Origin of the sequence: Mucilaginibacter sp. PAMB04168 (assembly GCF_039634365.2) — a bacterium.
In the GTDB taxonomy this organism is placed as follows: Bacteria; Bacteroidota; Bacteroidia; order Sphingobacteriales; family Sphingobacteriaceae; genus Mucilaginibacter.
On the sequence record NZ_CP155079.2, the window covers coordinates 5,132,141 to 5,157,709 of the forward strand.

At 43.7% G+C, this 25,569-nt stretch carries 23 protein-coding genes; 6 read left to right on the plus strand and 17 right to left on the minus strand.

Annotated features, from left to right (window positions below):
* Positions 1-23 precede the first annotated feature (23 nt).
* The 9 genes from ABDD94_RS21590 to tssD all read right to left on the minus strand — a co-directional run bounded on the left by ABDD94_RS21590 (position 24) and on the right by tssD (position 8,349).
* On the minus strand, positions 24-974 hold the full coding sequence (locus ABDD94_RS21590) for a hypothetical protein (RefSeq protein ID WP_345953967.1): 951 nt from the start codon (positions 972-974) through the stop codon (positions 24-26).
* Positions 955-1,863, minus strand: coding sequence for a hypothetical protein (locus ABDD94_RS21595; protein WP_345953968.1), 909 nt, complete (start codon positions 1,861-1,863; stop codon positions 955-957). The genes ABDD94_RS21590 and ABDD94_RS21595 overlap by 20 nt, the downstream gene beginning before the upstream one ends.
* Positions 1,851-2,105 carry a hypothetical protein gene (locus ABDD94_RS21600; RefSeq protein ID WP_345953969.1) on the minus strand — a complete coding sequence of 85 codons (255 nt, stop codon included), beginning with the start codon at positions 2,103-2,105 and terminating at the stop codon, positions 1,851-1,853. The genes ABDD94_RS21595 and ABDD94_RS21600 overlap by 13 nt, the downstream gene beginning before the upstream one ends.
* Positions 2,106-2,226: 121 nt before the next feature.
* Positions 2,227-2,853, minus strand: a complete 627-nt coding sequence (locus ABDD94_RS21605; protein WP_345953970.1) for a hypothetical protein — start codon at positions 2,851-2,853, stop codon at positions 2,227-2,229.
* Between the two features lie 49 nt (positions 2,854-2,902).
* Positions 2,903-5,566 (minus strand): hypothetical protein, encoded by a 2,664-nt coding sequence (locus ABDD94_RS21610; RefSeq protein WP_345953971.1) that lies wholly within the window; start codon positions 5,564-5,566, stop codon positions 2,903-2,905.
* Complete coding sequence (locus tag ABDD94_RS21615) at positions 5,529-6,557, minus strand: hypothetical protein (protein WP_345953972.1); 1,029 nt, start codon at positions 6,555-6,557, stop codon at positions 5,529-5,531. The genes ABDD94_RS21610 and ABDD94_RS21615 overlap by 38 nt, the downstream gene beginning before the upstream one ends.
* A gap of 37 nt (positions 6,558-6,594) precedes the next feature.
* Positions 6,595-7,419, minus strand: a complete 825-nt coding sequence (locus tag ABDD94_RS21620; protein ID WP_345953973.1) for a hypothetical protein — start codon at positions 7,417-7,419, stop codon at positions 6,595-6,597.
* A gap of 31 nt (positions 7,420-7,450) precedes the next feature.
* Positions 7,451-7,774: a hypothetical protein gene (locus ABDD94_RS21625; protein WP_345953974.1), complete on the minus strand. Its 324-nt coding sequence runs from the start codon at positions 7,772-7,774 to the stop codon at positions 7,451-7,453.
* A 71-nt stretch (positions 7,775-7,845) separates the two neighbouring features.
* A complete protein-coding gene (gene tssD / locus ABDD94_RS21630; protein WP_345953975.1) occupies positions 7,846-8,349 on the minus strand; it encodes a type VI secretion system tube protein TssD in 504 nt (167 codons plus the stop codon).
* Positions 8,350-8,516: 167 nt separating this feature from the next.
* Between tssD and ABDD94_RS21635 the strand changes: the two genes are divergently transcribed.
* The 6 genes from ABDD94_RS21635 to ABDD94_RS21660 all read left to right on the plus strand — a co-directional run bounded on the left by ABDD94_RS21635 (position 8,517) and on the right by ABDD94_RS21660 (position 14,665).
* Complete coding sequence (locus tag ABDD94_RS21635) at positions 8,517-10,088, plus strand: TPM domain-containing protein (RefSeq protein WP_345953976.1); 1,572 nt, start codon at positions 8,517-8,519, stop codon at positions 10,086-10,088.
* 239 nt (positions 10,089-10,327) lie between these two features.
* Complete coding sequence (locus tag ABDD94_RS21640) at positions 10,328-10,972, plus strand: hypothetical protein (protein ID WP_345953977.1); 645 nt, start codon at positions 10,328-10,330, stop codon at positions 10,970-10,972.
* Positions 10,973-11,146: 174 nt separating this feature from the next.
* A complete protein-coding gene (locus tag ABDD94_RS21645; RefSeq protein ID WP_345953978.1) occupies positions 11,147-11,452 on the plus strand; it encodes a hypothetical protein in 306 nt (101 codons plus the stop codon).
* A 293-nt stretch (positions 11,453-11,745) separates the two neighbouring features.
* On the plus strand, positions 11,746-12,246 hold the full coding sequence (locus ABDD94_RS21650; protein ID WP_345953979.1) for a hypothetical protein: 501 nt from the start codon (positions 11,746-11,748) through the stop codon (positions 12,244-12,246).
* Entirely contained in the window at positions 12,230-13,669 is a 1,440-nt protein-coding gene (locus ABDD94_RS21655; protein WP_345953980.1) for an ankyrin repeat domain-containing protein, read from the plus strand. Before ABDD94_RS21650 ends, ABDD94_RS21655 begins: the two co-directional genes overlap by 17 nt.
* Positions 13,670-13,687: 18 nt before the next feature.
* Entirely contained in the window at positions 13,688-14,665 is a 978-nt protein-coding gene (locus ABDD94_RS21660; RefSeq protein WP_345953981.1) for an ankyrin repeat domain-containing protein, read from the plus strand.
* Positions 14,666-14,888: 223 nt separating this feature from the next.
* On the opposite strand, the gene ABDD94_RS21665 is transcribed toward ABDD94_RS21660, so the two are convergent.
* The 8 genes from ABDD94_RS21665 to ABDD94_RS21700 all read right to left on the minus strand — a co-directional run bounded on the left by ABDD94_RS21665 (position 14,889) and on the right by ABDD94_RS21700 (position 25,557).
* Entirely contained in the window at positions 14,889-15,029 is a 141-nt protein-coding gene (locus ABDD94_RS21665; protein WP_345953982.1) for a hypothetical protein, read from the minus strand.
* Between the two features lie 25 nt (positions 15,030-15,054).
* On the minus strand, positions 15,055-17,244 hold the full coding sequence (locus ABDD94_RS21670) for a glycoside hydrolase family 3 N-terminal domain-containing protein (protein WP_345953983.1): 2,190 nt from the start codon (positions 17,242-17,244) through the stop codon (positions 15,055-15,057).
* A gap of 248 nt (positions 17,245-17,492) precedes the next feature.
* Entirely contained in the window at positions 17,493-17,768 is a 276-nt protein-coding gene (locus ABDD94_RS21675) for a hypothetical protein (RefSeq protein ID WP_345953984.1), read from the minus strand.
* A 33-nt stretch (positions 17,769-17,801) separates the two neighbouring features.
* The gene (locus ABDD94_RS21680; RefSeq protein ID WP_345953985.1) at positions 17,802-19,331 is read right to left on the minus strand and encodes a glycosyl hydrolase 53 family protein; all 1,530 of its coding nucleotides are present in this window, start codon (positions 19,329-19,331) and stop codon (positions 17,802-17,804) included.
* Positions 19,332-19,438: 107 nt separating this feature from the next.
* Positions 19,439-21,373 (minus strand): sialate O-acetylesterase, encoded by a 1,935-nt coding sequence (locus tag ABDD94_RS21685; protein WP_345953986.1) that lies wholly within the window; start codon positions 21,371-21,373, stop codon positions 19,439-19,441.
* A 22-nt stretch (positions 21,374-21,395) separates the two neighbouring features.
* Positions 21,396-23,309: a heparinase II/III family protein gene (locus ABDD94_RS21690; RefSeq protein ID WP_345953987.1), complete on the minus strand. Its 1,914-nt coding sequence runs from the start codon at positions 23,307-23,309 to the stop codon at positions 21,396-21,398.
* A 12-nt stretch (positions 23,310-23,321) separates the two neighbouring features.
* The gene (locus ABDD94_RS21695; protein WP_345953988.1) at positions 23,322-24,557 is read right to left on the minus strand and encodes a glycoside hydrolase family 88 protein; all 1,236 of its coding nucleotides are present in this window, start codon (positions 24,555-24,557) and stop codon (positions 23,322-23,324) included.
* A 40-nt stretch (positions 24,558-24,597) separates the two neighbouring features.
* On the minus strand, positions 24,598-25,557 hold the full coding sequence (locus tag ABDD94_RS21700; RefSeq protein WP_345953989.1) for a DUF5017 domain-containing protein: 960 nt from the start codon (positions 25,555-25,557) through the stop codon (positions 24,598-24,600).
* Positions 25,558-25,569: the final 12 nt, after the last annotated feature.

Genomic DNA, 25,569 nt, shown 5'->3' on the forward strand with positions numbered 1-25,569 from the left:
AGACAAAGCTAATGAAGTGCTGCTTAAGCAATCGTCATGACTATAACGAAATTGATGATCGAAGATAATACCAAGCTTCCCCACCACAGCACTTTGTTACCCGGATAGTGAAATAGCGAATACATTTTATAGTGGTAGTAGGCTCCGCAAAAACAAGCTGCCTGAGTGGCCAATAAAAGCAGCCATACAAAATATAACCAGCTGTTATCGGCTGCATAATTTAGCGCGTCCAAAAAATGTTCTTTACGCGAAGGCAGCTTATTTACCCCTCTAATATCAAAGAAAGAGACCTTTTGGTGAGGTGCAAAAAGTTTTGCGCTATCTTTTTTTAACACGTAAAAACGAACCGACTGACCGGTGCTATCCGCGTGAAACCCGTCATAGTCAGACATAAATAGTGAAGTGATATTTTGCGACGCTATTCCAAATATATGCCGGTGATAGTCCCTGAAAAGTGTAGCCTTATATGGGCTGACTTTGAAGGTATACCTTTTATGCATCTTGTATGAATTTTCTTCAAAGAATGTGACTTCACCTTGTAACGAAGTCAGGTTATGCTGGATAGAAGAAGCATAGTAAAGCAATCCGCCAATAAATAATATCGGAAGCATTAAAAGGGCAATTGCCAGCAGATTGAACTTGGGGAATTTTACGGAGGGTCGGTGCATAGTACCGCCAATAAAGATGTCTGGTTGCTGACCCGGACTTTTTACATAAGCCACTTTGATGATGTTACCGATCACCCGTTCTGCAGCACCTGATGGCGCTTGAAAATTAAGTGTTATCGGCTTTTCATTAAAACACTCCGGGTCATCAATACCTGGATTGAAGGGAGAGCCGGTTACAGGCTGTTTAAATTTCAGTTCAAAGAAGAACTGTTCGTGCACGGTAGCGCCGGAGCGAAAACCTGAAAATTGGGTAATGGTAACACCCTCCCATACAACGCTTATCAGCTTATTTGGCTCGGCTTTCATTTTTAAATTTAATTAAATTTTTGGCTGCAGGCTGAACAGAGGAAGTAGATATGAATCTACCCTGGTAAAAATGTAAAAGCTGATCAATCTTTTTGCGGCTCATGTCAAATGCGTCCAGTTCCAATTCTACTTTTGCTCCGCCGGCAAAATACTCCAGATAATATTTCCGGTACTTTCCACTGCCGCGCGGAACAATGTGCATATCGCTGATCTCGGACCAGGAACTGAAAGGAAAGCGTGCGGTTGCCAGGCCTTCGTTGCTCATCATGATCTTAGGACTTCTATCCATCATTTCGCGAATTGTCAAATAGATCATTGCCATGCCGACTATGGCAATAAAACCCTGGAACAGGTACCCAAAAATAGATTTCAGACTGTAAGGATCTTTTTGGTGAGAGGTGAGCAGCCATATGCCAACAAAAACCATGAGACCGTAAAAAGGTAAGGCTAGTATTCTTTTAATTATTGAAAAATAAACATGTGTTTCAGCTGGAATATTAGGGTCATCTATAAATTCATCAGGCTGTTCAAACCGTAACGCTAATTTGTCCCAGTTACTTCTTTGCACTTTCGTCCAAATTTCAAATTTACGTAATCCCGTATCACTTTTCTCCGGGATCAGCAGTGCATAAGCAGCGCGTCTTCTAAGCTCATGCACATTCCTAACCCTGGCAAATGCCCAGATCATCCACTGTGGCACTGCATAAGCACGGTACAAGCCAGCCACAAAGAAAGCCACAAGCAAAATGATAGGTGACAGTATAACGCCGTACGGCTGCGGCAGTGCCACAAAAGCAATGGCCGGCATAATAAGCATGATAGCTAACGCAGGTAACCATATGGTTTTTCGTCCCTGACGAACAGCTTGGTCCACGGTTACATCGTACATAAAGGCATTTTATAAACCCGTATTTGGTAAAGCACTACAGCGTGTAAGTTCAATTGTTCACCTGATTTTGTGATAACCATTAGCGAAACAAGCTTATGATTTTCATGAAGCAAAACGGCAGTTTGCAACGGCAACGCTTTATCCATAGCTGGAGTAATAATCCCGGCGCTCTGCACCGGGGTAAATAACAAGCAGCAAATAGTTAATAACGAGGATAACAGGACCGGCAATGCTATTTTCATAAGCATATCAATGATATGTAATCACCTTTACAACATCATAAATCGTAAAATGATTGTATAGGGCCGATGATTACAGTTCGGTTAGTTTTGAAATGAGGTAACAGCAAAGGAATAAGCCTTGTTATTCTACCCTCATAAGTTCAGTTATTGGAATGAACCCGGATGTTTCCTTACCCGCCTTATTGGTAAAATAAACGTACAGCCAATTTTGCTTGCTCGCACCTATCCTGTCAATATCAAGCCGTACCTTATCGCCTTTAAGCACGTAGGTTTTAAGTTTGCTACTGGCATTTGGCGTTTTATAGAAGTACGCTTTAGGCACCTTTACCCTATAATCACCAGCCACAGCGTCGGTGATCTTGTTATAAACGCCGTTAAAATCTTCTGTTAAATGATCGGTACTGCAATTATTGTATAGAGCCTTTATTTTACCTTGAACGATGCTCAGGCTTACCTTACAACCGGGGTCATTTTCTTCGCTGCGCAATACAACCGTATTGTTCTTTAACACGCCTGTACCGTAGTAGCTACCTGTTTGAGCAGAAGCGGTATTCCACCAGGTAAAAATTTCTGCTGTTACCTGGTTGCCTTTGTTCTGAAAGGATATTATGCCGTATGCACCTTGCGAAGCTTTTTTTTCATATGTGCCGTTTTGTGCATTTGCTGCTAATGATGAGCACAATACAGAGAGCCATATCGCCACCCATTTAGAACTTTGGGCTATATTGTTAATGAATAGAAATCTCATATGAATAGTGATATATTATATGTTCTAACTTATTTCCTAATTAAGAGGCTCAATTTGACTTGATAAAATCACTTAGATAACTGCATTCATTAATAGCTTTTTTATAAAATGCTGTTGTTTTATATTGTTGCATTTCCTTAAAGTAACTGTTTTGCCTAAGTTGTTCTGTATATAGTTTTTCGAGTTTCTTATAAGCGTCGTAGTTATCGCCAAAAGATGGCGCTTCGTGTTCCTTCTGCTCACACTTGGCTGCCATAAAGGTACATTTGGCTTTGATCTCGGGGTCGTCACTTAGCTCACGAGCTTTTAAATAGTACTGTTTAGCTTTCGACGCTTTAATATAATCGCCGTCATAGTAATAGAGCGGCTTTCGGCCAACGTCGGTAGCCGACCATGTGTAGGCAATAAGCCCCCATGAATTGCCATAAGTGGAGGTGTTATATAAGCCATTAGCCATCTGGTAATAGGCCACAGCATTTTTCGGTTCTTTTTGTGTTTCGCTCCAGAGCTGGGCCATCTTTTGGGCAAACGTAAGTTTCGTATACCGTTTACCTTCAAAATGTTTAGGATAATCATTAATCTCTACAACAAAGGGATCGCCCTGGCTACTTTCGCCGTCGTTATAATAATCCTGCCCGTTGTATGATTTATTGATAAGCTTGCTGTTCCTAATGTGCTGAAACGCTGTAACCGCTTCCGGGTAGTGGTGCTCGCGCAGCTCAATGGTTCCTAAGAGTTCATACAGGTTATCGGTATTCACCCGGTTTAACCCCTTACTTAAAAACGCCAGGTATTGGTCTGCAGGGCGATTGGTTTTCCAGCTGATTAATTGTTTAAGCTGAGGTGAGTGTACAAAGTTAAACCAAAAATCAGGCATATCTTGGTTTATATACCAGTTGCTGTTTGCCGTAATGGTATTATTGCTGTTCAGCATAGCCAGCGCCGCCCTGGCTGTATCGCCCTGGCGCAGGTAGGCAGGAGCTAACACATAGGTGTAGAAATTGCGCTGGGCTATAGCAAACTGATTAACGCTTTCCGGTGTGGGAGGGTATACATCTGTTTTAGGTTTAACGCCCGCTACAACCTTTTCATTAAGCCATTTTAACGAAGGTAGCAGTGAAGCCTCGTCAATCGCTTTAAGTTGTTTAAGGCGCTGGGCAGATAACAGCAGGTTTACAATTTGTTTTTGATCGCCGAGTTTTGCATTAAGATTTTGTCCGTCCAATTCTTTGAGTGCAGCAAGACCATCATCTGGCTTATTTTGCATAAAATATAGGTAGGCATTTGTCAATGTTCCTATTTGTGGTTCTTTGTACTTGGCATCGCTGGCAAGCGTTGTGCAAAAGCTTCGCAGCTTTTCAATATGCTTATTGTATTTGTTTTTTATACTATCGGGTACAGCAACAAAAAAGCTGCCTTTCGGCAATTTTTGTGCTTCGGGTGTTTCATCTTGCTTGTGCATCAAAATCCAAACTACGCAAACAGCCCCTACCAATGTTAACAGGCCACCGGCTATCCTAATAGCCGGCTTGCCTGGTTGTTTTTTGAACCCTATAAGCATTACCACTATGCCAGCAAAAAGACCGATCAGCCCAATCCATATTAGCCATTTTTTTCCAACGGCATGCTGTGGTGTCTCAGGCTTGGCTAACTGCCCATCACTGTAAAATTGATCGGTATTATTGTTGAGTGCCGGTGTAAGATAATACTGCTCAAGTTTATTAATTTCCCTTACCAACAGCACACCTACCAGCGCTGATGAAGGTGCGTTGTTGTATACCTCTTCCAGGTTGTCGGTCCCAATCTCGGGGTCAGCAAAACCCCGGATAGCATATAAGTTGGCCTTTTCTTCGGGTGTGCGCGCCAGTTTTATTACGTCATTAAACGGTGCGTCAATGTAGTGGTAATTTCGATAGGCCTGCAAGCGGCGCTCCGGATAACCAGCAAACACTTTCGAAAACAAGTAAGCAGCCTGAACGGTATCTCCAAGGCGCCGTTCTTCACCGGCTTTTAAAGCCAATGCCCAGCCTTTGATATGGCTGGACGATGTTGTATTTGCAATATGTTGTTCGTAAATACTTTTAGCTTCTGCAAAGTTGCCGGCATAATGGTTTAGCTTCTGCGCCTGATAAAAGTATCGTAATTTTAAAAAACTGTCATTCTCTCCCATTGCCGACTGTACCGCTTCATTGGCGGTATTTCTTAGTGCTGCCGTATCCAATGGTGCAGGTTCCCAGTAGTTGTAATTTGATTGCCCTAAAAGTTCTGCCTGTATGGCAAATTGGTAGTATTTCCTGGCGGCATCATGTGCCGGATCTTTCAAACTCCATAAAAAGCTGCTTTTAACCAAACTATCCGCCACCGGTGGGTCTTGTTCAAAAAAATGATAAGCCCTTTCTTTTCCTGCAGAGTCCAGGTGGTACATAATCTTTTCTACATCATTAGCCATTACCTTACCGCCTAAGTACTGCGCCCATTCAGTCGAATTAATGGCAGCCTCGCTTGCAGGTTCTTCGTTGCCATAAGTAAAGTGGTAATCGGTGAAATAAAACGCGCCGTAATCCTTTTTGCCCTGAATGTCTGGGTGAAAGAACGAAGTGTAATAATCGTAAGGATCAGGCTCATCCGAGCAGGCCATGATTATGGCCACGCTGATCAGGCATAAGCTGGTAATGCTAACGAAATACAGCAGTAGTTTTCTCCAGGTCTTCATAAGTATAATGTTTAAGTGTAGGTTCGTCTAAATGGAAAAATATGACGTTTAAGGTATCTGAGGATATGTATTTCTGAATATAGTTAGCAGCAGACAGTAATTCGCTGGCTGGCAGATACTCCCACCTGACCTCGTCACCACGCAATAACCCGTAGTTAGGAAGGTCTCTTTGCACCCTATACAGGCTACTGCCGTTTGCTTTAAATGTTTGTTGATCGCTAAAGTTTTCCTGATGCAGCCTTTTAGAAATCCCGGCATATTGTTTTTGCCTGAAAACCACGGCCCAGCTAAAAACCGGCAGGCCAACGTCTACAGGTATAGGGTAATTACTTAAGTTTTCACCAACATACTTCTCCAATTCGCTTTGTTCGAGTATAGAATTTTGACTGCCATACTTACGCAGGTTACCCATATTATAACACATGAGCATTACCCGGTCCACCGGTGGGATGCCACTGTTTTTTTGGTTCTTGAGTTGATGCAGCCGCAGTGTGGCCGATAATTTTTTATTTTTCAGACCGGCGTTTGCGCTAATTTGCCTAAGCAGGTAAAAGTAGTTGTCGCGGGTAGTCCGGGTCCAGTCGCAATCAAGCTGTAACTCGTTATAATTTTTTTTACCTGATAGTTTGATCCGGCCATTAACATAATATACAATCTTACCTGCCAGGTCGTTTAGCTGCTGGTGTGTTTGATATTTGAGTACATCATTAACCACAAAAACAACCGGAACAACTTGTACAGCATTGGGCAGTGCTGTTTTGAAGGTAACCGGTGATATTGGTACAGCACTGTTGTCGCCCTTGTCCACATCCATAATGCGCATGTATAGCTTTTTACAGCCAAGGGTGTCAAAATATCGCTTTTCGGTAACATTAGTATCGTACACCGTTTTCCAATAGTAAAACGAAGTATTAACCACACGATTTTTGCGGCAGGATACCAATCCAAGCAACATTATAAACGCCATAACACAAGCAGCCACTTTAAGCATGCCGGTACAATAAGTTACTGAACGGAATCATACTGTTTTATGCTTTGTAAGAATTAATGCCGCTGATGAGCGCACGGTTAATATAATCGTATAAGTAAAACGAAAGCTTTTCATAGGCTTCATTATCTTCCGGCGTTTCAAAACCCAAATCATTCCAGGAGCCCATGCCGCCAAATACGTGGGCAGACATGGCTGCATACATTAATTGCAAAGCCGATTGTTCATAACCATTTTCGTTAATCTGACTACCGAACCAGTTATTGGCAGGATCCGAACCATCTAAAATATTAAGAGCTCTCTGAAAAATGTCTGCCCAATTAATTAATTGATGACCAAGGGCAAAAGAATGAATGTCGGTTAAGATGTCTTTAAGCCCTTTTCGTACCTGTACAGGGTCGGGCAAAAAATTGATCGTTTCGGCCTGGCTAACGGTACGACCATAGCTTACAGACCAGATCTTTTGCTCCGGGGCATTCTGTTTATTAACTTCCCAACGGGCAGCCCAAAAATCAGAATAAGAATCATATATGGATTCAATAAGCCAGGTACCACCACCGCCCACAAAGCCGGCTAGTTGATGGTCTGGGGTACCGTTTGCGTTTCTTTCTGAAGGGTGGTAATAGGCCTTTAATTGACGGCAACCCTCCTGTCTGAGTAAATTAAACCAATCGTCAGGATCTGCAGCAATAACACCTTCCGCTGTAGTTCCATCTGCTTGTGTAAATAAGTGCAGAAAATCAACTTTGTTGCAAAACTTGAACGTTACATTGTTGGGATAATAACCTGGGGATATTTGGCCGGTAGTTAAAAAATAGTTCCCGTGAGTAATTAGTGATAAGAGTTGACTGGTAGTACCGTTCATGAAAATGATTGGGTTTATTAATAATGGTGAGTTAAACAACAACGTTAAGTTTTTTTCGCTTATAGTAGGCCTGTATATAAAATATTATACCTGATGCCGGTATTACAGCAATTGTAAAAAGCATCCCCAACAAGGCAAATCCTACCAATCCGGTAGCACACTTCACATCAGATGGCAGGTTTAATATAGCAATATTGTTGGCAAGCACCGGCAGCACAATGCCGGCGGTAAGGCAAATCAAAGTAATGATGGTAATAGGTAATTTAATACGGCCACTAAGGTGTAAAATACATAAAATGATTTGCGCTACAGGGGCTATGGTCATCAGCATTAGTTCAAAGAGGAATAGTATCATAACAGCGTTTATATGGATACATTAAATCAAAATAAGTAACCCGCTCATCCGTCTAATCAATAGCTGTAAATCTACTGTTCAATCACAATACCATTAATTGACACTTCCTGACAACTAATGGAAATAGCTGCCGCACCATAAGTATCATTATAGCCAGATGCTGACATTTGATCGGAATAACTATAAAGACTGGCTTGTTTAAACCTGATGGTCCGTGTGGGTTTTTTACCGTAAGTATCCACTATGGTAATAGTACCGTCAAACCGGTTTCGTTTTTTAGCCAGTACACGCAGTAGGTCATCACTAATTTTTTTGGCATCCAGCGTTAAATAAAAGCCTCCCGAATAGTAACCGGGAAATTTACTTTTTGAGGTATCTTTTGCTGCAATGCCCGGCGTTTCCTCATAATTACGTGATAAACTAGTGCTGATGCCATTCAGATCCGTGACAATGTTTTTACCCGCCACAACGATCGTCATTTGTATTTGAGTACGGCCTTCTTCAGTTTGGGCACGCGTATGTGTAGCAAAAAACAACAATAATAGTGAAGAAGTAAAGGCAAATATCGTTTTCATAAGTCTGGATAGTTGCCCTGTAAACAACCCAAAACAACGATTGTTGGATGGTAATGAGATAACTCAAAAAGAATTATTGGCCTTATGAGTTGTGTTCAGTATTTGTAGTTATTAAACATCGGTATAGTTTTAATGTTATTGATGCAGTGCTCTTACATGCCAACTACATGACCTATCCTCAGTATAACCAATCGCTATATCACTTCACAACTCGCAGGGCATTAAACCACTTGTTCAACTTTTTGGTTGCCGCACTGTTTTTTTGCGGCTTGCCTTGTTATGCTTTTCAGGGTAAGCCGTATCAATCCGTTGCAGAAATTCCAAATCCAAAGGATGCAGGCACCGGTTATGTGAGCGATCCGCAAAGTTTATTACCCCCCGGTGAACTCGACAGTTTAAATCACTTGTTAGCGGAGTTAAACACTAAAACAAGCGTGGAGGCAGCCGTTGTAGTTATTAATGATTTTAAAGAGGATGAAGATGACTTTACATTTGCTACGGCGCTCTTCCGGCACTGGGGCATCGGTAAGCGCGGGGCCAACAATGGCCTTTTATTGTTCATAACAACCAACCGAAGGCAGTACCGCTTTATAACCGGCTACGGTGTAGAAGGCTTATTGCCCGATGCAACCTTATCTAAGATAGGTGAAAATGTTTTGGTACCAGCGTTTAAGAAACAAGCTTATGGCAGTGGCATAATCAATACTATGCAGGTAATTAGCCAATACCTGCAGCAGCCTGCTAACAAAAAAGAGCTCAATAGTTTAATAGCCAGGCAAACATCACAAACTATAGGCATTACTAATAGGGATATATGGCTTGCCATTGCCATTATAGCATCAGTGGGCGCTGGCTGGCAAATCAGGAAATTTAAGTCGCCTTTTCTGAACGCGAAACACAAGGCTTCTAACTTATATGCAGATATATCAGGATGGTCTGCTTTTATATTAATCGGTTTGGTATGCCTGTTTAGTGTTGTTATTTTCTTCTTCGGTAGCATCAGTGATATGTTATCCGCTATTCCACAGGCCTTACCGGTAATCATCTGCATAACTATTGTCGCTTATTTTTTCTTTGCGCATTTAAGCGTGCTGAGTCAACTACGTAAGTTTTACAAAGACGATGTAAATTATTTTGGCGCAGTCGGTAATTTTTACCGGCAAGCCTGGTGGCATGCGTTATTATCGCCCATCCTGCTTGTTTTTGTTATAGTACAAGTGGTACAAATAACACGATTAAAAAGGCGCACTAAGCCGCTAATTGATACCGACGGCAAACCAATGCAACGTATTAACAGAGATAGTGCGTACGATGTTAATAAGTACCTTTCAGCCGGTCAGCTGAAAGAAGAAGAAACTGGCAGTCTGGTTTACGATATATGGACAACAGACGGTAGCAAAGAGATAAAACTGGTGCCTAATGATGGGTACCACTATAACGACTTTGAGGCATGTCCGGCTTGCGGGTTCAGAACTTACACCCAACCTATTGAAATTACTGTTGAAAGAGCTACCTATACTCATGGGGGCAAAGCTAAGCGGGTGCAGGTATGCCGCTATTGCAACCATGAAAACTTTATTGAGTTTATAACGCTCGCTATGTTAGTACGGTCAACGTCATCAGGTTCGGGGAGTAGCAGTAGTAGCGGTTCATCTTCTTCATCAGATTCTGGCAGCTCATCTTCCGGTAGCTGGGGCGGAGGTAGCACAGGCGGTGGTGGTGCTGGTGGAAAATGGTAGTCCCATTAGCTTTCTTTTTAAAATCCAGGTAAATGATAGCCAAGTTCTTTTGTTTACGAAGAATGGTGGGGAAGCTTGTTGTTATATTATTCATTTGCCTTAATTCTCTAAACGATAAAGCGATTGAATGCAACATAGTATTAAAAAATTTGTTGAAGCAGAACTTTATGCCTATGGAAGCCAAAGGCAATTTAGCTGCCAGGCATTATAAGCACAAACAACTATATTAACCCATGCTCATGTATACCATCAACCGGAAGATTATTTCCTCACTTATTGCAGCAATAGTAATATTGAGCGCCTGTACCCATGATCAGGCCAAATCAAACAAGGATGTTGCTAAGTCTAACGCACCAGCATCGCCGGCAATCAACACAACCTATGGAGAGGTAAATACCTGGCTGGATGACTTTAAAAATTTCAGAACCGCTGTTTACCAAAAGGACTTAGTAAAGATGAAAAGCTATTTCGATTTTTCGGCACCTGCTGATACGACTCAGATCTGGACGGCGATTTACGATAATAGGAATGAAAACAAACGCCCCGAAACGTATCCCAGTACCTTTACAGAAGCCGACCTTGAAAAGTATCACCGGAATATTTTTACCGATGACTTCACTAAAAGCCTGCTTAAAGTGAAGAGTGAGGTGCTTTACCGAAAAGGGGAATATACGACGCCCGGCATTAAACAAAACGACCGTACCTATCATATGCTGGCCCAGTACGACAAGGCAACAACCACACTTCAATTGTTCGTTTCGTATTCAGGAGGCGTTGACGAAAATGGTGAGGAGGTTAGTGAGGGCGAGTATGCAATCATTTACTTTTTCAAAATTGAAAATGGCAAGTATTTAAAGTTTGATAAAATACTGTTTGCCGGTTAAGGAAGAATTATATATCTATTGATTAAACCCGGCAACTTATCAGGGGCAAATCATCAACACAGTGGTAACTGATTGAGCGCGCTATTTGGCCAAACGATATTTACCGGAGGCCGAAACCTAAAGAAAAGCTGTTTGTTGATAGGACTGATTGAGTGTATTACTAAAATAAATATTATGCTGTCATCTCTTCAGAACAAAGACAATAGCGCTGAAAATAGCGACCTTACTAACAAAGTTATGGGTGCCCTGGAACCTGCTATAAAAGAGCATTGGCCCAAGATTGAACCTTATGCTGATAAAGCGTTAGCCGCTGCACACAACGATGAAACTGTTGAAATGCTGGCTCGCAAAGTTTATCCATGGCTTCCTATGATGGTACGCCTGGCCATAAAAGAAGATAAATTTGTAGCCTTCACTTTAGAACATAAAGGCCCGCTTCTGGCTAAACTGGCAGAAATAAAAAATAAGCAAACTACCTGATTTGCTTTTATCGTTTAAAAGCGCCGTTACAACGTTTTAGGTAAGGGTAGCAATTTACTTTAAACTGCATGGTCCATTTTTGTTAACGATCCAAATATGTGCTCGGCAGTTACAGAATAGGAAACGCTTTTGCTGCAAAACTTTCCATTCAACCCTTACTATAAACACCTAGTGCTACAAGCTGTTGCCTGTGGTGATAGCTGTCGTTAAGATGCGCTTACAAAAACACGGATATAGCTTTACCATATGCAAATTTTGGTGTCATTAGGCGTAATTAACTTAAAATAATTGCCATGCTTTTAGGAACTACAGCCCATCATGGAACTACTGAGGGCACAGAAACCTTCATTTTACAATTGCTGTTGCAACAGCGTTATGCAGAAGCGTATGAATTGCTTGTTAAGCAGCCCGTTCAAACAGCGGCCCTTTATAACACAGCAATTTGCCTGCACTGGAGCGGCGACTATCAGGAAGCTTTGAACCGGTTGGAAAAGATTCAGCTTGCTCCGCACATGAGCAGCGGTAACCAGCTTAATACCGAGAATATCTGTAAGCAAATCAGAAACAAGCAGAACCAAACCGACGATTTTTTACAGGGAATAAGCGAAGCTTACATCAAAAGCTTTCCTGCTTTAGTGCATGATGCCATCATCCGGCTTAAAACAGCCTGTTGGTTGCAACTGGGCAGTTATGAAAAAGTGATTGCAATTGCTACGCCGATAGCTCACAAAGGATATAAGAATATTACCGATGCATTAAAATTAGCCGATACAGCCCATGACAAAAGAATTTGATAAAATTAAAGAAGCATACCAGCGAAATATGTTTGCGGCAGAAAGCGACAAGGTGGATATGCTAAGCCTGTACAAGCAATTACCGGATCTCGGCATCAATAACGATTACGAAGAAAACCTCTACCACCTCGCAGCTCGTTTTACCGACGCTGAGGCTATCCGGTTTATGACAAAGGCGGGCTTAAAATCAGCTGCAGATAAGTACGGCAACTCTGCGCTGCATGCGCTTACCAATACCCGGTTTGATTTCGACGATCCGCACCTGGATGAAAAAGCCGCAAAAATTTATGATACCGCGCAGGCACTGCTGGATGCCGGCATCAATCCTAAAAAGAAAAATGACTCGGGTAAGCTTGCTTATTTTGAAGCGGGCTTGCTTTACATGTACCCGTTCCTTCAGGCTATGGGTGAGGCGGGCGTCAGGATGGATGTTACCGAATCTGGAGGGATGAACCTGCTACACGTTATTTGTGAAAAATTGGGTAACCGCAAAGATATTAAAGGCGCAATACCTGCGGTTATGAAAACGGTACGCATACTGCTTGAAAAAGGTGGTATTGACGTTGAAGATAAAGATGTGTTTGATACGACGCCACTTACTTATGCACAGCGAAGTGGCGTAAAAGAGGTAGCAGCTCTAATTTCGGGTGATGAAAGTGATGTGGCCACTGGTGGTATGACCATCCACGAGGCGGTTTTAAACCGGGATGCTACCGCCGTTGAAGCCTTAATAAAGTCGGGGGCTGATTTGAACGAAATTGCCGACAAATACCGGCGCACGCCGCTCATGCTGGCTTGTGAGTACGCTTCTGCACCATTAGTACAACTACTGGCTGAAGGTGGTGCTGATGTAAATTTTAAAGCAGGAAACGGGGAAACAGCGGTTTACTATCTTCTTACTAAAGCAATGAGTAACCTGGGCCGTGGTATGAGCCAACACACTAAAGATGTTGTTAAGATGTTACAAGTTCTGCTGGCCAACGGACTAAACGTAGATGCTGCTGTTGATAACGAAGCCAACACCGCCCTGAACCTTTTGTGCCAGGCTGGTCATTACCTGGCTGATTTGAATAGCACGCTGGCAGAAGAATTGATAGATGCCGGAGCCAGTGTTAACCAGCCTAACCAACTGGGCAAAACACCCTTAATGTCATTTGCTGAGCGCGGAAACGAAATGAAATATGGCATTGCCGAACTGTTGCTGGACAATGATGCCGACGTTACTTATGTGGATCAATCTGGCAATACGGCATTGATTTATGCAGCGGGAAATTCGGATCACATGTCGGGCAAGCGGATAGTTTCTTTAATTTTGGAAAGAGACAAATCCACCTTGGAGCGGGTTAATAACACTGGCCAAACGGCAATGGATGTAGCTATTAAGCAAAACAACGAGGCTGTGGTGAAACAACTCATAAACTAAACAGGCAAGCAAAGCACTATGGATAACATGTTTTTAAACGCATGTAAAAATGCGCAAAAAGGAATTGTACAGGCTTTTCTGAAAAAGGGCGGCATTAATGTAGATAAGCGCGACAGCTTGGGTAATACGCCCTTGTATTACGTTTGCAGTAAAGGAGCCAAAGATATTGCCAAATTATTAATTGATGCAGGAGCCGACGTGAATTTGCCTAATAACGTTAGTGAAACGCCATTGCATATTGCCGCCCGTAGCGGCAGTAAAGAACTCATAAAGCTGCTTGCCGATGCCGGCGCCGACATTAATGCCGCCAACAACAGCGGACAGTCTCCCCTGTTTTACGCCGTGCTGGATTACAAAACTGAAACAGCCCTGTATTTGATAACGCTAGGGGCCGATGCGTCGGTTAAAGACAACTCGGGATATAACGTACTGGATCACGCTACGGCTAATGGCATGCGCGACTTAATTACGGCTATATCAAACGGAAGTGTAGCGCAAAAAGACGACCATGGCAATACCCCGCTGCACCAGGCGGTTTACAACAACCGGAGCGAAACCGTACAGGCACTGCTGAAAGCTGATGCATCCAACGTCAACGAATTAAATAATGACGGCGTTACCGCTCTGGTATTGGCTGTAAACAATTCTAATATTCATTTAGCCGAATTGCTTATTAAAAACGGAGCCGATGTAAACCTGCATCTTTTAAACGGCAACTCAGCCCTGCATTATGCAGCCGGTATTGGAAATCACCATATTGGAAAATTATTACTTAACGCCGGTGCCGACGTCAATTCACGCAACAGTTTTAGCGAAACGCCACTACTTGTTGCTGCGCAATGCGGCTTTAATGACTTTACGGCTCTGCTGATTGAAAACAGTGCAGATGTAAATGCTGTAGACAACGAAAGCCGTAGCGCAATGACGTTTGCCAGCGAGCGCGGTTACACCGAAATTTTAGAACAGCTATTAACGGCAGGTGCAGATGGAAAGTGATTCCAGACCCCTAAGGTAGAGGAATTTAGTGCCATAATTAGATAATAAAGGAAAGCTTATCCTTTAAGACGCGGCAGGCCACGACCATTTACGTAAAAGAAAGACAAGCTATTCGAATTACCTAACCGGAAATTTCATTTGCAGATTGTTTTGTTCTTTATAACAGGTGTCGGGTCACGAAGATTAGGTAGACACTAAGTAACGTTACTTTTTTAATCATAGCCTAGCTGGCACTTTGTTCGCTGCAGGTAACACTAACAAATCCGCCCAGGCCAATGGTTTCGCCGGCTTTTCCGGTAAACAGTATACTAACGGTACAGCTTAGCAGATACTTCAGTTTTGAGTTGAAGCCTCCCTTTGACACTTACATGGATACCTGGCCAGGTGCCTTAAGGTAAAAGGCGAAATGAAACTTTTTGGTTGTTTACCATTAAAGAGTATACCCCGGCTTGCAGGTGAACCTTGCCGTTAGCATCTGGGTACCCCAAATGTTTAAGCGGATCAATCTCAAACTGATACGTGGCGGTAGCCCCTTGCCTGATTTCTTTTTTTTCAAAGAATACCAACTCCTTAAGCGGCCTCGAAATGTGTCCCGCCGGATGTGCCACATACCAAAACACCACTTCTTTACCATCCATATTACCTGCGTTGGCCACGTTAACCCTGGCAACTATTTTTTGGCCGGGTTTAATAGTCAAGCTCGATAACGTTACCGCTCCGTACTTAAACGGTGCATAACCCAGGCCATCGCCAAACCAGTAAAGCGGAGTGGTAGGTATGTCCTGATACCGGCCTTGGTCGGGGCGTGCGCTTTGGCGCATACTATAATAAACAGGTATTTGCCCGGTGGTTAACGGGAAGGTAACAGAAAGTTTTCCTGATGGGTTTATTGCTCCGGATAGGATAGCCGAAGCTGCGGCACCGCCTTCTACACCGGGCTGCCATATTTCCAGTATGGCATCGGCAAGCGGCTCAATCCTTATTAATTCGAGCGGTCTGCCGTTGGCTAACACCAGTACAATTGGCTTACCACTTAGCTTTAAATGTTCAACCAGTTTTTCCTGAACCCGTGGAAGAGAGATATTGGAACGTGACGCATTTTCACCGCTCCATTGTTTATTTTCGCCCAGGCATATTACCACTACCTCCGCATCCTGTGCAGCTTTTGCAGCTTCAGCAAAGCCCGACTCATCATCGCCATCAAAATCACACCCTTTTGCATAGGTAATTTGCGTTCCATTAAATTGTTGTTGCATTCCTTCAAGCAAAGAACACACATCATTAGGTTGGCCATGATATGACCACGCTCCTAAAAGATTAATCTTATCGTTTGCCATAGGCCCCACAAGTGCAATCTTTTTGATGCGAGATTTTAATGGCAATACTGCTTTATTATTTTTTAACAATACCATTGATTCAGCAGCCAAATTGCGGGCTATGGTCCGGCTTTCGGGCAGTAAGTACCGTTTATTGTCAGGTAGTACAGGCGCAAAAGGCTTTTCAAATAACCCTAACCGAAACTTAACCCTTAGTATACGCGCCACCGCCTCATTAATCTGCAACATCGTTACCTTTTTTTCGGCAAGTAACTGTTGTAAATACTCCCTGTATATGTCGTCCTTCATGTCCATGTCAACTCCAGCATTAAACGCCTTCAAGCCCGCCTCTTTGCGGTTGGCTGCAACGCCCTGGTCAATTAACTGGCCAATCGCATTCCAGTCAGACACTACAAAACCGTCATGTTTCCAGCGATGTTTTAGCACCTCTTTTAACATATACCTGTTTGCAGTGGCCGGTATGCCGCTTATATCATTAAATGAGCTCATCAGCGTAGCGGCCCCAGCTTTAACTCCTGCTTCAAAAGGCGGCAGATAAGTCTCCCAAAGTGCTTGCATAGATACATCGGTGTAATGATAATCTCGCCCACCTTCCGAACGCCCATAAGCTACATAGTGCTTGAGGCAGGCTGCTATCGAAAACTCATCTGATAAGTGTGCGCCCTGGTAACCCTTTATTGAAGCAACCCCAAAAGCGGAGTTGGCGTAAGTATCTTCCCCATAACCTTCGGCAATGCGGCCCCAGCGCGGGTCGCGGGCAACATCAATCATGGGAGAGAAAGTCCAGTCTACTCCTGATAACTTGGCCTCTTTTGCAGCCATACTGCAGGCGGCCGTTACCAATGCAGGGTTCCATGAACAGGCTTGAGCCAGTGAGATAGGATAAATTGTGCGGAAGCCATGAATAACATCATAGCCGAAGAGAATGGGTATACCAAGCCTGGTTTGCTTAACGGCTTTTGCCTGTACCAGATTACGAATTTGGGGATCATCGCCAAAATAAATAAGCGAACCAATTCCGGCCGGGATGTCATCAATCAGCGCTCCAATGTTGTTTGCATTTGTGTTTTTCCCGAATGTATACTGATTTAATTGCAATACTTTTTCTTGCAGTGTCATTCTTGATAAAAGATCCTTTACACGAACTTCGATAGGCTTTTGCGGATCCCGGTATGTTGGCGTTTGAGCATATAGCCAGGCGCTGGATAACCAGCATAACATCAGGGTGAATTTAAATCTCATTAGTAGTAATGTGGAATAATGCAGAAAAGATCACTAGTAAATTTTATACGCTTTGTTTTGCAATGAACACCGTAGCCTGAATTTGTAGCAGTTTTAATTACCGTAACTATCATGCTGTACATAGGGCAATTACTTTTTTAGGATAATTTTACCATACCGGTTGCTTTATAATTTTAAATAACCCGGACTAACCAGCAATATGGTTAGCCGGGTTATGCAGTGCGTTGCCTTGAATGAGTTTAAAACCCTCAGCGTTGTATAGGCTGGCAACCTGTTGTTGCCTGGTAGGTATCAAGCTTAATAGAAAACTTCATGCAATCTTTAAAAAACGCTTGGCTTTCGTCAATAAAGTCTCCGTTTATAAGGATATGACCATCTTTGAGTATGAAATAAAATTTGGCATTACAGATATGCATCAGGTAGTGTCGTACCCAAAGGTTAGCCTCCTCGGCAGATAAAAAATCGGTACGGCAAATTTCAAACACATTGTCCAACTCGTAAAAAACAGAATACACAGCGTTCATACTTTTCAACTTTAATATCATATCCTCAATTCTCTATTGCTTATAAAACTCAATATCGTCCATACTGCAATAGGCATTATTGCCTGCGGTGTTCAAACCTATGGTACATTGCCCGTTGGTTACATTTATATTGGTAATGGTTACTTTTACCCAATTAGCATTAATCGATATATTTTGGTTAATCTGTGTTCCGCCGAAATCCTTTGCGAACAAATAGTTGCTAACCATAGTCTGCGGACTTTTAACCCAAGCCTGAAAAGTGTATAAGCCGTTGGATAAACCTGTAATGGTTTGGCTGGTTGCCACGTTGTAAGCACTGCTTTTCCAGTGGGTAAGCGTAAAAAGGCCAGTATGCGGATTGGTCTCCGTATAGTTAGCATCGGGGTTACTGCCCGTAGTTATCCAGCCCGATGGTGAGGTCGCAGCTACCGTATCAACCTCAAAACCCGGATTTTTAACCAGCGAAAAACCATCCATGCCCAAAGTTGGGCGCTTGCTGGTGGCATCAAAAATACTGCGGTTGGGTGCAGCATGGTCATAAGCCTGGGGTTCCCAGTAGCAAACGCCCAAGCCTTTGTTATTAGGCAAGCTGCTTAGGTCATCAAGCAGCGTACTTACCATTAGGCGGGCTGTTTTAGGGTTGTTTTGAAAATAACCACATTCAGCTACCAAAACCTCTTTATTGTAAGTTGCCACCAAATCCTGAAGGTTAAGTTTGGTATTGTTCATGGTGGTGGCATAGGTTGACGTTGGATAAACAGACACGCCTACCACATCAAAACTGGCACCGTTTGCAATAAGACCGTTTAATACACTTTTACAGTTGCTGTTATCATACCCTCTTGAAAAATGCACGATAACTTTAATGGAACTATTTACGGCTTTAACCGCTGCATAACCCGCTTTAAAAAGCGTGGCATAACCGGCCATATTGCCGGGCAATTGCCCCATAGGCCAAAGCATACCATAGTCGGTTTCGTTGCCAACTTGTACATACTCGGGGGTAACACTATTGGCTATAAGTGTATTTAAACAGGATGTAGTATGGTTGCTAACGGCGGTCTCCATAGCTGCAAGGCTGTAGCCGCTCCAGGCGGCCGGAATGTTTTGCTTGGTAGGGTCGGCCCAGGTATCGCTGTAATGAAAATCAATAAGCAGTTTCATACCCGCATTTTTGGCCCGTACTGCTTTTGCAACCACATCGGCAATACTATTGTACTGATTGGTACTGGTGGGGTTTACCCACACCCTAAGCCTGATGAGGTTGATACCACGTTCTTTAAGAATGGTAAAAATATCTTGCTGGTCGGTTGTGTTAAAAAAAACCCGGCCCTTGGCTTCCTGCTCGGTAATAAAACCAACATCAGCGCCGCGCAAAAACGAGCTGTTGTTGTTAATGGTAAGCGGTGTACGGGTACCTCTTGTGTCACTGTCCGGCGATGTAGTATTTATGGTTTCATTTTTTTTGCAGCCATTTATCAGCAACAGCGTTGCTGTTAGTACTAGTGCGGAGGTGATGTACCTGAACTTACCCGCCGGTTTTGCCTTTAATAAACTTTTCATATTTGTGGTTTTTGTTAATTGGTTACTATTACAAAATCATCAGAAAAAGCCTTTTTTTACCGATTGACCCAACCGAAAGCTACCTGTTATTTACTGGGCCAGACCCCTTAATTGCTCCAGTTATCTGTTCTGAACGGCACTGCAGGGAGATGGGCTTTGTTATACAAGTTGCAGCCTTCGGGGTTATCGGCCCAGGCGTAACGTACGGCAACCGGTTTAGCTACATCAGCACTCCAAACCAAAATTTTATTATTTTGTATTTGCGCATTGGCCCAGTGAAAAATGTGATCGGCACCGGCAATCGCAAATTGTTTTAACGGGCCATTTTGAGCCACCAAACCCATAGCGGAATTATTAAAACGGAGTATAATTTTATTACCCTGATTTTGCATGGATTGGTAAACAGGGCCCGACACGGTAATATTTTCTCCATAAGCTACCTGGCGTGCCACCAGTGCCAAACGATGGCCAACTACTTTTTTGTTGTATGGGTGTACATCATAAGTCTCGCCGGCATCTATACTAACCGACATGCCACAACCCGGAACTGATTGGGCAGTTTTAAACTGTGCCTCGCGTAACATAGCCCAGTCGCTCGCTTTTGGCACTACTGGCGGAACCATGTGATTGGCCAACTGAACAATTAGAAAAGGGAAATTACCCTGCTGCCATTTATTGCGCCAGTTTTTTATTAATGCAGATAGCAATTCATTGTATTCAGAGGCCTTACTGGTATTGCTTTCGCCCTGGTACCAGGTGGCTCCCTTAATGGTGTAACCCGCCAAGGGCCTTATGCGGCTATTAAACTGAATGGCCGGAGTAAACTCTACACGGGTAAGCGTTTTTGACGGAAAACCCGTGGTTGCGTAACCCATTTTGTAAACCCATTCGCCAGTTATATCAACATAACCCTTTTCGTTTCCAAGCCGGTATTGCTTGCCGGGCACCACTCCGCCCGGACCTTCTTTATTAATAACACGAATAACAATGGTGTTTTGGCCTGCCTTTAAGACACCTTGGGGTACCGGGTACCGGCGCACCAGGTATCTGTTATCTTTAGAGCCTATGCAAGTGCCGTTAATATAAGTTGAATCTATATCTGCAATCAAACCCATTTCCAGAAAAACAGGCTTATCCAGCATAGCTGCTGGTAGCGAAACTGTTTTCTTTAGCCAAAAAACCCCGTCCTGGTCAGCAGAGCCATAGTCTTCTATGTAACCAGGCACCCGCATTGTTTTCCAGCCTGTGGTGTCGGGCTTGCTGCTCCAAACGGCGCGGCCGTTTTGAAGGCCAGCGTCTTTATTATTTACCTCGGCCATCCATCGGGCTGTAGTTTTCCTGTTTTGCGCAAGTACTGATTGTGTGTACACCGAATCGTGATAAGGCTGCGCTTTTTGCAGATAATGAGGAAATGCAGCTAAGCCTTCCTCACTTACCCAGGCCTCGGCCGGGCTGCCCGGATAGCTGGAGTGAATAATGCCGATAGGTACTTTGTAAACTTCGTACAAACTTTGCGCAAAAAAGTAGGCTACCGCACTAAAATTAACCACAGTTGCGGGGTTGGCCTGTTTCCAGCTGCCAACTGCATTGAGCTGCGGCTGCATTGTATAAGAATTCTTTACGTCAAACTCGCGTATTTTATAAGTTCCGGCGCGGGCAATATCATCCGGAAAATAGGTAGCAGATTTATATAGCTGGTATTCCATGTTAGACTGTCCTGAACACAGCCATACATCACCAATCAGTACGTCGTTTATAGTAATGGTGTTTTGGCCTTTCACGGTTAATGTGTGGGGGCCACCTGCCTGCATGGGCTGTAAGTAAATGTCCCAGCGGCCATTGGCAGCCGTATTTTGTTTTACAACTTGCCTGTTAAACCACACCGTAACAGTTTCGCCCGGTGTTGCCCATCCCCATAAGTGTACCTTTTGATTGCGCTGTATAACCATGCCATCGCTTACCAGCCTGGGCAAGCGCACATTGGCAAGGCACAATAGTGGCAAAACAGCCAGCACAAAAAACACCTTTAGCTTTTTCGTCATCACAAATATTAGCATTAAGCAGTTACCAGTTTTTTAACTCGGTGGTGGGTTTCGGAGGCATACCTTTACTTGCAGGGAGCAGATATACATTAAAGGTTTTACGGGTATGTGCTGGTACCTTAATTTCAAATCCAACCAGGATAGTGCCGGGGTTAAGGGCATCGTAGTTGTGCGGCGGATCAGTTCCCCAGGTTTGCAACGTGACTCCTTCTACACCATCTACCTGTAGTTTAAGCTTTTTGCCGTTACTGGCAAGCCAAAGGCTATTACCCTCAACAGAAGCCACCTTAGCCGGGGTAAGCATAGCCCACCTAATGGTGCATTCCTTGTCGCCGGTTTCAATTTCGTCTCGTACTACGACGTATTGCTTGTCTATTATTGCAATGCCACGCTCGGCTTTGTTCAAGTCTTCATGGTATACCGAGGTAAGGTCCATTACAGCATACATGTTCAAAGGATTATCTGATGCCTTTTTCAGGTGCGCATCGCCCTGAACGGCTTGCTTATGCCCGTTCACCGTAAGTGTGCTGTGCGATAAATTAGAATACCTAAAAACATCCCAGCGCTGCGAATTTTGACCCATCTCCCATATGCTCAATCCTGCCGATTCCAAAGAATTGTATTGCTGCATCCCCAAATCGGCCGACCAACGGGTGCCGCCAAAATCGGCGACAAACGAACCAACATCCATGTGTCCGTGGCTAACCGAGGGGCTACCGCCTTTAAAGCCAACGTAAATACCATTGTATCTGCGCCAGTCGGTACGCATGATGGCTACCTGGTTTTCACCTTGTGCCTGCCACATTAGGTCTGCTGGCGCTTTAATAGCATCGGCGTTTGTGTTACCTGCCCAAATCATGGCCGCAGGTAGCAGCCGGTTTGTTTTGGCATTAAATTTTGATGTTTGCAGATAACCTTTTTCCACAAACAGCAATGAGGGGTCATTTAATTTATTGGCAAACCAAAACATGGCCGGCTGCAAGCCTTCAACACCCCCGGCGTCAGAGTAGTTAAAAGGTATACCCGAAACACCAATGAGCTGCTGGTAAAAAGCCGCCGTTTTCATAAACCCGGGCTGCCCGCTTAAATTAAAATCGGTACCAAAAACTTTTTCAATTGCGCTGATGAGAAATACATTGTAAGAAGTACCGTACCCCCAGTAGCTATAACCTTCTTTATAATTGCCATCAGGTGCATACTCTTTCATGGGCGTTTGCACCGAAGTTATTGCACGGCTTATAATGTTAACCGAGAGTTGCGGCTGGTTTTCATATACCGCAATAGCGCCAAAAGTAAGGCCGCCGTTGCACACCTGGTTCCAGTTATTAGATGCGCGCAGCCAGCCATTGTATTTACTATTCATAGAGGTTTGCAGGCCCTTTTCAATGATAGCTTTGCTGATAGTGGCTCTTGATTTGGGCGACAGGCCACTGTATAGCCAGTCGTAACCGATGGCGGTGGCCATGGTCATTTCGGCAACGTCTAAAAAGTGATCGGGGTTCCAGTCAGGAAAACTACTTACAGCCAGCAGTTCCTCCTCGCCACGTTTCAAGTATTTTTTTTGACCAGTTATCCGCCAGGCATACGACAGGAAAAATACTCGCCGCAAAGCTTCCCTTGAAACCTGTAATAGCCGCCGTCCAATCAAGGTACGCTCCTGCGGATAGGCCATCAGCATGGCGTCACATTCAGTTATAATGCTTTGATGCACGTTGCGCCAAAGCGTGTCTTGCTTTATGAGCGTTTTAATTCGCTCCTCGTCATTTTTAGACAGTAACAAACGGGGGTGTTGCCCAAACTTGGTGGTGTCAATAACAGGCTGTGCCAGCGCGCTAACGCTCAAAAACAAAACAAGTGCACATGCTTTTAAAGCAATAAAAGAACAATACTTTGTTTTTTTGGCGGCCTGAGCAGCCGGTGATACTTCTATAAACATTGTTTCTTGCCGTTAATTAATCAATTTATACCTATTAAGCGCTTCCAGAAAATAGTAATCAGCGTATATAAGCGGCACATCGATTTCAATGCCGTGTGCAATGCTGCCAACGCTGTGTTTCAATAAAAATCCGCCGTTTTGCCCTGGCTGTGCCCTGTAAACGGGGCTGCTTAACGAATGCAGGATTTTGATGCCTGCATTGCGATAAATTGCCGCATCGGGCACTTTGAAGGCACTCAATTCTAACAGAGCCGAAGCGGTTACCGCAGCAGCAGATACATCACGATAGTTGATTGGGGTTTCGGGCGCATGAGAATTTACAGAAGGTAAATAGCCCTTTTGGTTAGCGTTAAAATCCCAATAACTCACGCCGTCAGCCGGCAGGTTTGCATGGTTAATATAAAATTGCGCCATTTTTTGTGCGGTTTCAAGATATCTTTTATCCCCCGTTTCGCGATAGGCCATAGTAAAACCATAAATACCCCATGACTGGCCACGGGCCCATGTTGAATTATTAGCATATCCCTGGGCCGTTTCTTTAGCCAGCACTTTGCCTGTTTGCGGATCGTAACAAACTACATGGTAGCAACTGTAATCGGGTCGTATCTGATTCTTTATTACATTGTTGGCATGCGTAATCGCTATATTTTTGTAGGTGGGATCACCGGTTACTTTTGAGGCGAAAAACAGCAGTTCGAGGTTCATCATATTATCTATAATCACCGGAAAATCATACTTGTGCTGCCCATCCCATGAGCCAAACCGGTTCCATGACCGTATGCTTCCCGTTTTAGGACTATACCTTGTGCTAAGCGATTTTGCAGCCTGTACAAGCACCTCTTTGTACTTTGTGTTTTTGGTAAGACGGTATGCATTGCCATAGCTGCAATACATCATAAACCCTAAATCATGGTGTTCCGTAAAATTTTTCAGTGGTTCAAGTTTTTCGGTCCACTTGATAGCCTGCTTACGCATATCCTCATCTTTGCCCAGCTCGTAAGCATACCACAGCGAGCCGGCAAAAAAACCTGATGTCCATTCATATTTGTTGGTAAGCACCACTTGCCCGCCCTTACCCGTGGTACGCGGAAACAACGTATCCACTTTGTTAGCAGTATCCAGCAAATGCTTAAGCTGCTTTTGGGCAAAAACATAATTCTCATTTACAAAAACATCTTTTTCAGTCCAGTAAGTAAATGCTAAAAAAACTAAGGATAAAATCACCGTAACAAAGCTGTATTTCTTCATATAATTAATAGCTGTTTTATGTTTTTGTATGCGTTTAATGTTAGTTAACATTGACTTTTACAGATTTTTGAACAAATTTTTCGCGGTTGACATCAATGCTGCCGCCAACAAAAACGGCGTTGAAAGAGCCCTTTGCAGCATACTTGTAAGTAAAGGCACTGGCACTTAAACTTTGGGTAGGATTTTTAATCAGCACTCCTACATCGGGCACCACCTTGCGCAGGTTTATACTGCCAATTATTGCCCAGGCTTCGGCCGTTTCTTTCGCGGTGGCTGCTGTTGTAGCTCCTGTTATCATCAGCTGGGTTGATGTGATGTTCCACAAATAGGTATTTTGTAAGGTGTAACCAGCCCAACCCGGGCTAAACGTATCAACCCCGTAAATTTGATAGGGAGTGGTAGAACTGTTTAAGTTGGCTATTTCGTAAGTGGTGCCGTCGGACAGTTCATTTTTAATACTAAAGCTGGTGATGGTCCAACGGTTTTGAATAGTGCCCGCAGCAGCATTGTATTTAAAGGCAAAAAATACGGGTTTGCCTGCCGAAGCAAAGTCTGACAGGTTGATGGCGCCCGAAGGCGTTGCGGAGGTACTGCCGCTTGATAAGGTGGCACGCGAGGTAATATCTGTCCAGGTGGCGGCTGCTATGTTGGCTTTGGTTGTTACAGTATCGCCTTTAGCCACTCCCTTAAAATCAGTTGATACCATTAACTGTAAAGAATTGGGCTGTGTGCCGCTTGCCCTAACTGAGTTAAAGGTGAGTACAGGCGTGCCGTCGGCAGTTGCGCGGCCGCTGTATTCAAATCTTTTGCCGGCTTCGCCTGAGTAAAAGGTAACTATATCCGGATTGCCATTGAACCTGAACCTGGCCGTATCACCAAGGGCAAGCGTTGATTTGTCAACACTTACTGTAAAATCGGTATCGCCGGTACTTAAGTCCTTTTGACAGCTGGCAAAAACCGTTGCCAGCATAAACAGGGTAATATATAACGTTCTCGACATTGTTTTAAATTA

Coding starts and splice junctions, on each gene's coding strand:
- ABDD94_RS21590 (WP_345953967.1), bottom strand. CDS start 974: ATGAAAGCCGAGCCAAATAAGCTGATAAGCGTTGTATGGGAGGGTGTT.
- ABDD94_RS21595 (WP_345953968.1), bottom strand. CDS start 1,863: ATGTACGATGTAACCGTGGACCAAGCTGTTCGTCAGGGACGAAAAACC.
- ABDD94_RS21600 (WP_345953969.1), bottom strand. CDS start 2,105: ATGAAAATAGCATTGCCGGTCCTGTTATCCTCGTTATTAACTATTTGC.
- ABDD94_RS21605 (WP_345953970.1), bottom strand. CDS start 2,853: ATGAGATTTCTATTCATTAACAATATAGCCCAAAGTTCTAAATGGGTG.
- ABDD94_RS21610 (WP_345953971.1), bottom strand. CDS start 5,566: ATGAAGACCTGGAGAAAACTACTGCTGTATTTCGTTAGCATTACCAGC.
- ABDD94_RS21615 (WP_345953972.1), bottom strand. CDS start 6,557: ATGCTTAAAGTGGCTGCTTGTGTTATGGCGTTTATAATGTTGCTTGGA.
- ABDD94_RS21620 (WP_345953973.1), bottom strand. CDS start 7,419: ATGAACGGTACTACCAGTCAACTCTTATCACTAATTACTCACGGGAAC.
- ABDD94_RS21625 (WP_345953974.1), bottom strand. CDS start 7,774: ATGATACTATTCCTCTTTGAACTAATGCTGATGACCATAGCCCCTGTA.
- tssD (WP_345953975.1), bottom strand. CDS start 8,349: ATGAAAACGATATTTGCCTTTACTTCTTCACTATTATTGTTGTTTTTT.
- ABDD94_RS21635 (WP_345953976.1), top strand. CDS start 8,517: ATGACCTATCCTCAGTATAACCAATCGCTATATCACTTCACAACTCGC.
- ABDD94_RS21640 (WP_345953977.1), top strand. CDS start 10,328: ATGTATACCATCAACCGGAAGATTATTTCCTCACTTATTGCAGCAATA.
- ABDD94_RS21645 (WP_345953978.1), top strand. CDS start 11,147: ATGCTGTCATCTCTTCAGAACAAAGACAATAGCGCTGAAAATAGCGAC.
- ABDD94_RS21650 (WP_345953979.1), top strand. CDS start 11,746: ATGCTTTTAGGAACTACAGCCCATCATGGAACTACTGAGGGCACAGAA.
- ABDD94_RS21655 (WP_345953980.1), top strand. CDS start 12,230: ATGACAAAAGAATTTGATAAAATTAAAGAAGCATACCAGCGAAATATG.
- ABDD94_RS21660 (WP_345953981.1), top strand. CDS start 13,688: ATGGATAACATGTTTTTAAACGCATGTAAAAATGCGCAAAAAGGAATT.
- ABDD94_RS21670 (WP_345953983.1), bottom strand. CDS start 17,244: ATGAGATTTAAATTCACCCTGATGTTATGCTGGTTATCCAGCGCCTGG.
- ABDD94_RS21675 (WP_345953984.1), bottom strand. CDS start 17,768: ATGAACGCTGTGTATTCTGTTTTTTACGAGTTGGACAATGTGTTTGAA.
- ABDD94_RS21680 (WP_345953985.1), bottom strand. CDS start 19,331: ATGAAAAGTTTATTAAAGGCAAAACCGGCGGGTAAGTTCAGGTACATC.
- ABDD94_RS21685 (WP_345953986.1), bottom strand. CDS start 21,373: ATGACGAAAAAGCTAAAGGTGTTTTTTGTGCTGGCTGTTTTGCCACTA.
- ABDD94_RS21690 (WP_345953987.1), bottom strand. CDS start 23,309: ATGTTTATAGAAGTATCACCGGCTGCTCAGGCCGCCAAAAAAACAAAG.
- ABDD94_RS21695 (WP_345953988.1), bottom strand. CDS start 24,557: ATGAAGAAATACAGCTTTGTTACGGTGATTTTATCCTTAGTTTTTTTA.
- ABDD94_RS21700 (WP_345953989.1), bottom strand. CDS start 25,557: ATGTCGAGAACGTTATATATTACCCTGTTTATGCTGGCAACGGTTTTT.